The organism is Glycocaulis sp., from assembly GCF_050485565.1.
GTDB lineage: Bacteria > Pseudomonadota > Alphaproteobacteria > Caulobacterales > Maricaulaceae > Glycocaulis.
In genome coordinates this window covers 200982-211911 of sequence record NZ_JBJHBQ010000004.1, presented here as the reverse complement: position 1 = coordinate 211911, position 10930 = coordinate 200982, and the positions used below count along the sequence as shown (strand labels likewise).

Genomic DNA, 10930 nt, shown 5'->3' with positions numbered 1-10930 from the left:
GCACTTGAGTATGCATGGCCAGATTTCGTTCACACCTTGCTAACCGAAGCAGGCACCCTATGTGTGCCATCTCTGGCGCTCGGTCTGGTGCGCAGATTGCATGGGGACGTGCAAGCCGCAGCACCCGAACGGCAAGGCGGAAGAAGAGGTATGCATGGCTATCGCGACGCGATTGCGTTCAGCGTTGTCAGAATTTGCGCGTCTTGCAGGCGTTGCGACAACCATCGGTGTGATGTCTGCCCTGCCGCTCGTCAGCGGCGAGGTTTCGGCGCGCGCCGATAACGCACTCTGGTCGGCCATTGCCGAACGCTATCTGGACAGCGCGCTGGAAGGCAGCTGGGAAGAGGGCGAGGCCCTGTTCCAGACCGCTTCCTTCACTATCGACGCTTCAGACGGGCTTATGGTTCCGCAGGTCAATGGCCGGTCGCTGGACGATCTGCAGACATTTGATCTGGGGCATCTCTCGCTGGCCCGCGATGCGCGCCGCCAGCAGAACTGCCTGGCCGAAGCCGTCTATTACGAAGCGCGCGGCGAAACCCTCAGCGGTCAGATGGCCGTCGCCGAAGTGGTGCTGAACCGGGTGCGCCACCGCGCCTATCCGGACAGCATTTGCGGTGTGGTCTATCAGGGCTCCGAGCGCGCTACGGGGTGCCAGTTCAGCTTTTCGTGTGATGGCTCGACCGAGCGTGCGCCGCGTGGCCGCGCCTGGCGCCAGTCACAGCTGGTCGCCAAGCATGCCATGCTGGGCTTTGCCCCGCAGGTGACGCGCTCTGCCACGCACTTCCACACGGCCAGCGTCAATCCGCGCTGGTCTTCCAGCCTCGTGCAGACGCGCCGGATCGGCTATCACATCTTCTACCGCATGCCGAACCGCGCCGAGCGCGACCTGATCGACCGCGGCGTCTAGCGCCCGTCTTTTTCGAGTTGTTGCTCAACCGCTTTGCGGGCCGCTTCGGCGGCCCGTTCGCGTTTCTGGCGGGCATTGCGGCCGAATATCAGCGCGAAGATGATGGCCAGCAGGACAAGGCCGATAGTCAGCTCGATCATGGGCGTCTCCTCTCCGGGGACTGCAGGGCCAGGCGGGCCTCTCCCATCAGCACCGCCTTCGCTTCAGGCGTAAACCGCTCCCCCTCCCCGCCATGCACGATAAGGCCGGGCAGTATGCGCAAGGGCGCGCGGCTGGCCTTCACGGCCCGCACGATGATCCGCTTGGCCGGTTCGCCTGCGCGCGGATGGACCGGCAATATGCCGATATCGCCTGCACGGCCCTGAAACTCCGCCAGAATATCGCCCAGCCGGTCCGCCCTGTGGATCAGCACGATCTGACCCCTCGGGCGCAGTGCCTTCAGGCCCGCGCGTATCCAGTCTGCCAGCGGCGCATCGCTGATCCAGGCCCCGCGCTTTTCCGCCGAAGGCGGGCGCAAGGCGGTCTCATCGTCAAAGAAGGGCGGGTTGGAAAACACCGCGTCGAACCGCGCCGCCCCGGCCAGCGCCAGCGCCAGCGCATCGCCGGTTTCCACCCCAATCCGCTCATCACAATCATTCAGGGCAATATTCGCGGCGGCCAGCGCCGCCATGGAGTGATCTTTCTCGAACGCCGTGAAACGCGCTTCAGGGTTCAGCCGCGCCGCGCACAGGAGCGCGGCCCCTGCCCCGCAGCCAAACTCGCAGGCATGGGCGCCGGGGCGCAGCTCCAGCGCCGCCGCCAGCAGGACGGCATCCAGCCCGGCGCGATAGCCTTTGACCGGCTGGTCCAGCGTCACGCGTCCATCATGCAGGGTAGACCGGCTTAGCTGAGCCTCGCCTGAGGCGATAGCGCTCATGCCTTGCCTGTATTGCCCAGCGCATCGGCAAGGAGGCGGCGGGCCTTGTCCGCATACTCATCCGGCACCAGCACACGGCGCTTTATCCACGGCACCGCGCCACCAAACATACCGGCCGTCTCTGCGTCCGTTACGACGTATCTGATGCGGGCATCTTTCAGGACAGCCTCAATGAAAGACAGCTTTACCGGATCGTTGGTGGTCTCTATCTCGATCACGCACTATCTCCTGATGAAGCGGGTTCATTGGCCGCAGTGCCCTGCGCTTGCTGACACGCTAGCGCATTTCTATTGTGGCGGCTCGAACCCGCGCTTAGCAAGAGTATAGCCCATCGTGAACGGACTGCCCCTTTCAGACACGCCGCAGGCGATACCCGATCCTGTGTCCACGCTGATGGCGCTGGCCGGAAACGACATGGTGCGCGTGGAAGGTCTGCTGACCGAGCGCATGGCCAGCCCCGTGGAGCTGATCCCGGAACTGGCGGCCTGGCTGGTCAAGGCAGGCGGCAAGCGCATACGCCCCCTTATCACGATCGCCAGCGCGCGCATGCTGGGCTATGAGGGCGACGGCCATCTGGCGCTGGCCGGGGCTGTCGAGCTGATCCACACCGCGACGCTGCTGCATGATGATGTGGTCGATGAGAGCGAGCTGCGGCGCGGCAAGGCGTCTGCCAACCATATCTGGGGCAATCCGCAGAGCGTGCTGGTGGGCGATTTCCTGTTTGCGCAAGCCTTCATGCTGATGGTGGATTCCGGCTCGCTGGACGCGCTGCACGTACTGTCGCGCGCTGCGGCCATCATTGCGGAGGGCGAAGTGCGCCAGCTGGCGCTGGTGGGCGATGTCGCCCTGTCGCGCCAAAGCTATATGGATGTGATCGACGCCAAGACGGCGGCGCTCTTTGCCGCCGCTGCGCAGGTCTCCCCCATTCTGGCGGGGCGGCCCAAGGCCGAGGAAGACGCGCTCTACACCTATGGGCGCGAGCTGGGCCTGGCCTTCCAGCTGGTTGATGATGCGCTTGATTATGGCGGGCTTGCCGCCCTGCTGGGCAAGAATACGGGCGATGATTTCCGCGAGGGCAAGATCACGCTGCCCGTCACTCTCGCACTGGAAAAAGCCAGCGATGAGGAACGCGCCTTCTGGAGCCGCACGCTGGGTGACAAGAGCCAGACAGACGGCGATCTGGATGAGGCCATCGCGATACTGAAACGCCATGGCGCGCTGGATGAGACGCTGGCACAGGCGCGCACCCATGCCGCCAATGCCCAGTCCGCCTTGAGCATTTTCCCGCGCAATGACTGGAGCGAGGCCCTTTCCGCGCTCGCCGAATTCGTAGTCGACCGCGCCTACTGAACGCTGCCCGCCAGCCTTGCAGCATAACGCCCGCCGATCAGGTAGAGCGCACTCAGCACACCCGTCATCAGGGCAAAGGCCAGGAATGGCGCGCCTTGCGGTCCCTGCAGCGCCAGAAGACCCGCCAGCACGCACAGCGCACTCGCGCCCGCATAGAGAACCGCCACCCCGCCATGGCTCCATCCGGCTGCGATCAGGCGCTGATAGAGGTGTTCGCGGTGGGCCTGCATGTCCAGCCGCCTGCCAGCGGCGCGCCGGGCCATGGTCAGCAGCACATCAGCCAGAAACGGCAGGATGAAGAGCGGAGCGAGCCAGAGCGCGCCGGAGAAGCCTGATCCTGCCATCGCCAGCGCACCGCCCGCATAGAGCGCGCCTGCGCTGAGCGATCCGCCATCTCCGGCAAACACGCGCGCGGGCGGCTTGTTCAGCAGGAAGAAGCCCGCAAGGCCGCCGGCCAGCGCCGTGCCGGCAAAGGCCGCATCAAGATGGCCGGTGGCAAGCCCCGCCAGCACCAGCCCTGCACCGCCGGGCAAAAGACCGGCAACCAGCATGCCGTCTGAGCCGTCCATGAAATTGACGGCGTTGATTGTGACGAAAATGAACAGGCCCGCACCGGCCAGCGCCACCCATACCGGCAAGGCGAGATACACACTCTCTGTCAGGGCAAAATAGCCCGGCACACCGATGAACCACGCCGTAATAAGGGCTATGGCGGCCATCAGGGCAAATTTCGTGCGGGAAGACAGGCCGAACAGATCATCGGCCACGCCTAGCGCGCCCATGAGGGTGGTCAGCGCCAGAATGGCCAGCGCGCTCCCGCCCGGCACCGGCAACAGGGCCAGCATGATCCCCGTGACCCCGGCTGCGGCCAGCATGCCGATACCGCCCCCGCGCGGGGTGGGCGTTTCGTGCAAGGACCGGTGGCCGGGCATGTCCAGCACCCCGGCCTTCCACACCAGCATGGCAATGGCGAAACTGACTGCCGCTGCCAGCAGCGCACTTATGACCATCAGCATGCCCATCAGGCCGCTCCGGCCAGGCGCACGGCACGGACGGTCCAGCCTGGGTGGTTTCCTGCAATCGCCATTGCCACGCCTTCAGCCGCTGCAGCATCATCGGTCAGCGCAAAGCAGCTGGCGCCGGAGCCGGACATGCGCGCCAGACGCACGGCCCTGAAGGCATTGAGTTCGGCCAGCACGTCGCTGATGGCCGGTTCCAGTGTCATAGCCGCCGCCTCAAGATCGTTCTGCCCTGCCGCCGCCAGCGCCAGTGCCGCTGCGGGGTCTCCGGCAACGGGCAATCGCGCCAGCGCGCCAAATCCCTTGCGGTCACTGTCCTGATCAAGGGCCGCGAACACGTCCGGCGTCGATACCGGCCTGCCCGGATTGACGATAACGGCGTTCAGTTCCGGCCAGGCGGGCAAGACCCTGATTTCCTCGCCAATGCCTTCCATCAGCAAGGGGCGCGACCAGACGCAGGCTGGCACATCAGCGCCGACCACGCTGCCAATCTCGGCCAGCGCGCGCGTCGAGAAACCCAGCTCCCACAGATCATTGAGCACGCGCAAGGCCGCTGCCGCGTCGGCAGAGCCGCCGCCCATGCCGGACGCCAATGGCAATTGCTTGTCCAGCACCAGACGCGCGCCAAGTTGAGGACGGTCGGCGGCCGCGCGCAGCGCCCAGGCTGCCTTGAGCACCAGATTATGGGAATCGCCGGCCAGAGCCTGCGCAAAAGGGCCTTCCAGCTGCAGGCTGAGATCACTGGCCGGGCTGGCGTGCAGCGTGTCACCCCAATCGGCAAACACGACAAGGCTTTGCACAGGATGATAGCCATCGGCGCGCGGCGGCCCGGCACGCAAGGTCAGATTGATCTTGGCAGGCGCGAAGGCTGTCAGCCTCCCCGTCTCAGGCCCGGTCATTCAATATCCTCTGGCGCGCCTTCCAGACCCTGTGACAGGCGTGCTTCAAGCAGGGCTTCCTCGCGCGGATCACCGGTCAGATCCAGCGCACGCTGCCATTGGAAACCAGCCTCAAGCTCGCGTCCGGCACGCGCATAGGCATCGCCCAGATGCCAGTGAATGGTCGCGTTGGCGGGCGACAGCTCGACCGCACGCTCCAGCCATTCCACGGCTTCCTCGTACCGGCCCATCTTGAAATGGCCCCATCCCAGACTGTCCAGGATCGCCCCGTTATCGGGTGCCAGCTCGGCAGCCCGCTCGACGAGGGCAAGGCCCTCATTCACCCGCTCGCCCAGCACAATCCAGTTATAACCCAGATGGTTGAGTACCCGCGCCTCATCGGGTTCCAGAGCCAGTGCCTGCAGGAAGCCTTCTTCTGCGCCCGCCCAGTCGCCGGCGATCTGCAGGCAGACCGAGCGGTAGAAAATATGCCGCCAGTCCATATTGCGGCCTTCAGCGGCCCGTTGGGCCAGAACATCGTCATAGAGGGCCACCGCATCGTCGCAATGGCCTGTCAGCCGGTAGATATCGGCCAGAAGCAGGCGCGGCTGCTCGGCCATCTGAGCTGAGACCAGCGAGCGGGCGCGTGCCAGCGCATCGGTCTGGTCACCGCGCCGGAACTGGGTCCAGGCTGCATCGACGCGCGCCTGCTCCATGAAGGGCGGGCTGTCCACCGTATCAAAGGCCGCAACGGCATCATCCTCCAGCCCGAGACGGTCCAGTACCGTGGCCAGAAGCATGGTGTTGCGGTCAAAGTCCGGGTCAATGCTCTGCACGATGCGCAGATAGAGCGCGGAATACTCCGCCGGTGCCGACGCGTTCAGCATGGCCGCAGGCGCAAACATGGAGCGCGCCGCAGCCTGCGCCGGCGTGAACCGGGCCGGGGGGCGGCGTCCGGCATTCAGACGGGCAAGCGCCTGCACTACTTCCGGGTCGCGCTGGCCGGCGCCGCGGTTCAGATGCGTTTCATAAAGACGCCGCGCTTCATCGCGCCGTCCCTGGCGCTCGAAGAATCCACCACGCACGATCGTGGTGAAGCCTTCCATATCGAGGCCCGAATAGGCGGCGCGGTAGGCTTCATCAGCCGCCTCCATGCGCCCGGCTGCCTCCAGGATCATGCCCCGGTGGAGCATGATATGCCCGGTCAGCCCTGCAGAGGCCGTGACCGGACGATCAGCCGCTTCAGAGGCCCGGCCAGCGCGCACCAGAAGCCAGTCATCCAGCATGGAAGACACCATCGCGCCGAACGGGCCAAACGGGTCTTCCAGCTCGACCGACGGTCCACGCACACGCCCGGCCAGCTCGCCGCCCTTCAGGTAGATATGCGCCAGTTGCAAGCCGTCCGGGTGATCCCCGGCAATGCGTGCAGGCTCGTCGGCCCGGCCAAACTCGCCTGCCAGCAGGGCCGAATAGAAGGCCCGCTCGGACAAGAGCGATGAGCCGGGCTCAAGGCTCAGCGCTTCTGAATAAAAGCGCGAGGACTCCACCGTGGAGCGTGACGATCCGGCATAGCGCCCGGCCAGAAACGCTCCGTAGACGCTTGCCTCTTCCTCCTGCACAAAGCCGTGTGGCAGCGCGCACGACACCGCCAGCACGGGCAGGCATACCGCCACCCGCAACAGACCGGCCAGCGGTGAGCGCCAGGACGGCGCTTGCGGACTACATGTTGGGATAGTTCGGGCCACCGGCTCCCTCTGGCGTTGTCCAGTTGATGTTCTGGTTGGGATCCTTGATGTCGCAGGTTTTGCAGTGGACGCAGTTCTGCGCATTGATGACGAATTTCGGCTCTGCGCCGTCCTCGACCCACTCATAGACCGCTGCCGGGCAGTAGCGCGCGGACGGTCCGCCATAGACATCGTACTCGCTCGACTTCTGCAAGGGCATGTCAGCCACTTTCAGGTGAACGGGCTGGTCTTCCTCATGGTTGGTGTTCGAAATGAACACCGAGGAAAGCCTGTCGAAGGTCAGCACGCCATCGGGCTTGGGATAGTCGATTTTCTTGCACTGACCGGCGGGCTTGGTCGCCTCGTAGTCCGCCCCGCCATGGCCCAGCGTACCGAAGATGGAGAAGCCGAACAGCTCGTTCGTCCACATATCCATCCCGCCAAGACCGATACCGATGAGCGTACCCCATTTGGTCCAGAGCGGTTTGACATTGCGGACCTTTTTCAGCTCCGCCTTGACCCAAGACTTGTCATAGGCCGCCTCATAGGCGTCGAGCACATCATGCTGGCGGCTCTCGCCCAGCGCGGCAAAGGCAGCTTCAGCGGCCAGCATGCCGGTCTTCATGGCGTTATGGCTGCCCTTGATGCGCGGCACGTTGACGAAACCGGCCGAGCAGCCGATCAGCGCGCCGCCGGGGAAGGCCAGCTTCGGCACCGACTGGAAACCACCCTCGGTGATGGCACGCGCGCCATAGGACAGGCGCTCTGCCCCTTCAAAGATCGGCGCGATATCGGGATGGGTTTTCAGGCGCTGGAATTCGCCAAACGGAAACAGGTTCGGGTTCTTGTAATTGAGGTGCACCACAAAGCCGATGGCGACCAGATTATCGCCAAAATGGTACATGAACGAGCCGCCGCCCGTATCGTTGGAGAGCGGCCAGCCCATGGTGTGCATGGCCAGACCCTTCTTGTGGTTCTCCGGCTTCACGCGCCAGAGTTCCTTCATGCCGAGACCGTATTTTTGCGGCTCGCGCCCCTCATCGAGATTGAAGCGCTTGATGAGCTGCTTGGAGAGGCTGCCGCGCGCGCCTTCGGCAAACAGCGTGTATTTCGCGCGCAGCTCCATGCCCGGCTGGTACATGTCCTTGTGGCTGCCATCGCGCGCCACGCCCATATCGCCGGTGATGACGCCCTTGATGACGCCGTCTTCCTCGATCAGCTCTGCTGCCGGGAAGCCGGGATAGATCTCCACGCCCATGGCCTCAGCTTTTTCAGCGAGCCAGCGGCACAGATTGCCCAGCGAGCCGATATAGCAGCCGTGATTGTGCATGAAGCCCGGCATGGCGAAGCCGGGGAAGGTGGCCGAACCGGACTCGCCCAGCGCCACGAACTTGTCGCTCGTCACTTCTGTATCGAAGGGCTGGGACGGATCATCGCGCCAGTCAGGAAACAGCTCGTCGAGCGCCTTGGGATCAAACACCACGCCGGAGAGAATGTGGGCGCCAATCTCGGAGCCTTTCTCGATCACGGCAACGGAGACCTCGCGGCCTTCGGCCTCGGCCAGTTGCCGGATGCGGATGGCAGCAGCCAGACCCGCAGGTCCGCCACCTGCAATCACCACATCATATTCCATTGCGTCGCGCTGGATCTCGCCGTCAGCCATGTTGCCTCCCGTCAGTTCTTCTTCCCGCGCTGGATATATGCGCCAGCTTGACACCAGCGTTTGCGCGAGGCCCTGTCCCGTCTTAGCTTACCGCTCGGAAATGAGCTAGGCCATCAGCCGCGCCGCACCAGCAAAAAGCGCAGAGCGCGGATAATCCTCAAAAGACAGAACGGACCCCGACGCGTGACGCCTGACCAACCACCCTCTCAAGCCGATGCGCTGTCCGCGCTGAAAAGCCTTGTGGGCTGGTGGGATGATGTCGGGATCGCGGTGGACATACCCCCCGCTCCGCCCGCCGCGCTGCGCACAAGCGCGCCGGAGCGCAAGGCCGCACCCGCAGCCCCTGCGGTGAAATCAGCGCCTGCAGCGCCGGAAAAGCCGGCGCAGGACGCGAGCGCGATGGCGAGCGCCGCCACTGACGTCGCGGCCCTGAAAGCCGCTGTGGAGAGCTTTGACGGGTGTGATCTCAAACGCACCGCGCGCAATACCGTGTTCGCACGCGGCAACGCAGGTGCGCCGCTGATGGTGATCGGCGAAGGCCCCGGCCAGGATGAGGACCGCGAGGGCCTGCCCTTCGTAGGGCGTTCGGGGCAGCTTCTCGACCGCATGCTGGCCGCCATCGGGCTGGATGAGACCAGCGCCTACATCACCAATGTCGTATTCTGGCGACCGCCCGGAAACCGCAAGCCCTCGACCGAAGAGATTGAAATCTGCCGCCCCTTCGTGGAGCGCCATATCGCGCTGGCAAAGCCCCGCCTGATCCTGCTTGTCGGCGGCATTTCCACACAGGCCATGCTGAAAACACCGCAAGGGATCATGGCGCTGCGCGGACGCTGGTCGCAAGTGACCGCCGGAGGCCATTCCGCCCCGGCCCTGCCGACTTTCCACCCGGCCTTCCTCCTGCGCCGCCCGCAGGAGAAGGCCAAAGCCTGGGCCGACCTGCTGAGCCTTCAGGAGAAGCTGGAAGAGATCTCCTAAGCCTCATCCACATCGGCCAGTTCACGCAAATAGGCGATACGGGTGAGGCCGTGGGCGCGCAGGCGGGCTTCCAGATCGCGGCGCGTGTGGACGCTCGACCAGCGTATGCCATCAAACAGGCCGAGCGGTGGTGGCGCTTTGAGAGCCAGCAGCCAGTAGCCGCCATCACTCGCCGGGCCGATTACGGCGTCGTGGCGTTTGAGCAGGGCAAAGCCCCGCGCCACATCGCGCCGCGTGATATCGGGCGCGTCGGTGCCGATGATCGCGATGGGAAGCGCGCTTCCCCTTTTCTCCCCCCGTTCACGGGGGGAGTGCCCCCGCAGGGGGCGAGGGGGGGACACTCTTGAAAGAACTTCCCCCCTCCGGCCTTTCAGGCCACCTCCCCCGTGAACGGGGGAGGAAAGCCATCCTCCAGCTCCGGCAAACACCCTTGCCTGACGCGCGCCGAGATCGCCGCCCCCTTGCGGCCAGCGCGCCAGATCATCCGGCCAGACCTTGCCGAACGCGCGAGTGATGGCGCTGTCCGGACTGACCGCCAGCACGGTTCGCCAGCGCGCATCGTCACGCACGGCCCGAAGCGTCTTTGCCGTCATCGCCCGGTAGGCGCGCCACGCCATCACCTTGCCGATACCGGCGGCAAGGCGCGTCTTCGCCCCGCCAATCACCGGCGCGCGGGCAAAGACGATGAGGCGCGGCTTTCTCATGCCTTGCGCCTGCCATAGGCCCGCGTCAGCTTTTCCGGGTCTGCCCCCAGAAAATAGCGCGCCAGCAGGATCAGATTGGCCGCAGAGCGGCGCAGATATCCCTCGGAGCGGAAACGCTCTGCGCTGGTGACGGCGCGCGCTGGCAAGGGCTTCAACCGCCCTCTGCCGATCCGTCGGACCAGCTCCACATCCTCAAACAGGCGCATCAGGCGGTATCCGCCAAGGCGCTCATAAAACTGCGCCGGAATGAGCAATCCCTGATCGCCATAGGGCAAGCCAAACGCCGCGCAGCGCCAGGCCACAAACCGCTCCAGACGGCGCGCAGGCGCGCTGTCATCATCCAGCGCAAACTGGAAATAGCCCGCCACATCCCCGCCCGCATGCTCCGCCATGAAGGCTTTTACCGATTTCGCCCAGCCCGGCTCCAGCCTTGTGTCCGCGTGCAGGAAAAGCAGCCAGCCGCCCTCGCCTGCACTTTCCATCGCGCGGCCCGCACCGGCGGCGAGCTGCAACCCGCGCCCCTGCAAGGACTTCACCACATCAAATCCGCGCGCGCGGGCGAGCTTCACCGTGGCATCGCCCGACCCGCCATCGGCCAGCACCCAGCGCGAGACCAGCCCGCACGCTATTGCCGGCTCCAGGCTGGCGAATGTGTCCGGCAGGGAGGGGGCCGCGTTCAGTGCGGGAATGATAACAATCACATGGCTCATGCGCGCCATAAGGTGCACGGGCGGCGAGCCTCGTCAATGCGATTTTGTTCTTGAATTGTTCCAGATTTCGAGTCAACGTCC

The 10930-nt window shown here is 65.0% G+C and carries 12 protein-coding genes; 3 read left to right on the top strand and 9 right to left on the bottom strand.

All coding sequences use genetic code 11. The annotated features are described in order from the left end of the window. The first annotated feature begins 154 nt into the window (after positions 1-154). A complete protein-coding gene (locus ACQ5ID_RS06330; RefSeq protein WP_429911611.1) occupies positions 155-907 on the top strand; it encodes a cell wall hydrolase in 753 nt (250 codons plus the stop codon). Here the strand turns inward: ACQ5ID_RS06330 and ACQ5ID_RS06325 are convergent. Genes ACQ5ID_RS06325 through ACQ5ID_RS06315 form a run of 3 tightly spaced genes read right to left on the bottom strand, consistent with a single transcriptional unit; the run spans position 904 to position 2041 of the window. Then, entirely contained in the window at positions 904-1047 is a 144-nt protein-coding gene (locus ACQ5ID_RS06325; protein WP_371394928.1) for a hypothetical protein, read from the bottom strand. The two genes, ACQ5ID_RS06330 and ACQ5ID_RS06325, sit on opposite strands and share 4 nt — an antisense overlap. Beyond that, positions 1044-1823 (bottom strand): methyltransferase, encoded by a 780-nt coding sequence (locus tag ACQ5ID_RS06320; protein ID WP_429911610.1) that lies wholly within the window; start codon positions 1821-1823, stop codon positions 1044-1046. The genes ACQ5ID_RS06325 and ACQ5ID_RS06320 overlap by 4 nt, the downstream gene beginning before the upstream one ends. Continuing rightward, entirely contained in the window at positions 1820-2041 is a 222-nt protein-coding gene (locus ACQ5ID_RS06315; RefSeq protein ID WP_429911609.1) for a DUF2007 domain-containing protein, read from the bottom strand. The genes ACQ5ID_RS06320 and ACQ5ID_RS06315 overlap by 4 nt, the downstream gene beginning before the upstream one ends. 175 nt (positions 2042-2216) lie before the next feature. Here ACQ5ID_RS06315 and ACQ5ID_RS06310 point away from each other — a divergent pair, with 175 nt between their 5' ends. Next, the gene (locus ACQ5ID_RS06310; protein ID WP_429911679.1) at positions 2217-3173 is read left to right on the top strand and encodes a polyprenyl synthetase family protein; all 957 of its coding nucleotides are present in this window, start codon (positions 2217-2219) and stop codon (positions 3171-3173) included. Here the strand turns inward: ACQ5ID_RS06310 and ACQ5ID_RS06305 are convergent. From ACQ5ID_RS06305 to ACQ5ID_RS06290, 4 genes are read right to left on the bottom strand one after another with little or no spacing between them, the layout of a single operon-like run. After that, positions 3167-4195: a glycosyltransferase family 4 protein gene (locus ACQ5ID_RS06305; RefSeq protein ID WP_429911608.1), complete on the bottom strand. Its 1029-nt coding sequence runs from the start codon at positions 4193-4195 to the stop codon at positions 3167-3169. The genes ACQ5ID_RS06310 and ACQ5ID_RS06305 overlap by 7 nt on opposite strands. Then, positions 4195-5091: a 4-(cytidine 5'-diphospho)-2-C-methyl-D-erythritol kinase gene (locus ACQ5ID_RS06300; protein WP_429911607.1), complete on the bottom strand. Its 897-nt coding sequence runs from the start codon at positions 5089-5091 to the stop codon at positions 4195-4197. The genes ACQ5ID_RS06305 and ACQ5ID_RS06300 overlap by 1 nt, the downstream gene beginning before the upstream one ends. Continuing rightward, positions 5088-6815: a tetratricopeptide repeat protein gene (locus tag ACQ5ID_RS06295; protein WP_429911606.1), complete on the bottom strand. Its 1728-nt coding sequence runs from the start codon at positions 6813-6815 to the stop codon at positions 5088-5090. Before ACQ5ID_RS06295 ends, ACQ5ID_RS06300 begins: the two co-directional genes overlap by 4 nt. Further along, on the bottom strand, positions 6790-8457 hold the full coding sequence (locus tag ACQ5ID_RS06290; protein ID WP_429911605.1) for an electron transfer flavoprotein-ubiquinone oxidoreductase: 1668 nt from the start codon (positions 8455-8457) through the stop codon (positions 6790-6792). The genes ACQ5ID_RS06295 and ACQ5ID_RS06290 overlap by 26 nt, the downstream gene beginning before the upstream one ends. A 183-nt stretch (positions 8458-8640) precedes the next feature. Between ACQ5ID_RS06290 and ACQ5ID_RS06285 the strand changes: the two genes are divergently transcribed. After that, positions 8641-9435, top strand: a complete 795-nt coding sequence (locus ACQ5ID_RS06285; RefSeq protein WP_429911604.1) for a uracil-DNA glycosylase — start codon at positions 8641-8643, stop codon at positions 9433-9435. Here ACQ5ID_RS06285 and ACQ5ID_RS06280 read toward each other — a convergent pair. After that, positions 9432-10139 carry a TIGR04282 family arsenosugar biosynthesis glycosyltransferase gene (locus ACQ5ID_RS06280; protein ID WP_429911603.1) on the bottom strand — a complete coding sequence of 236 codons (708 nt, stop codon included), beginning with the start codon at positions 10137-10139 and terminating at the stop codon, positions 9432-9434. The two genes, ACQ5ID_RS06285 and ACQ5ID_RS06280, sit on opposite strands and share 4 nt — an antisense overlap. Next, positions 10136-10849: a TIGR04283 family arsenosugar biosynthesis glycosyltransferase gene (locus tag ACQ5ID_RS06275; protein WP_429911602.1), complete on the bottom strand. Its 714-nt coding sequence runs from the start codon at positions 10847-10849 to the stop codon at positions 10136-10138. Before ACQ5ID_RS06275 ends, ACQ5ID_RS06280 begins: the two co-directional genes overlap by 4 nt. Positions 10850-10930 lie beyond the last annotated feature (81 nt).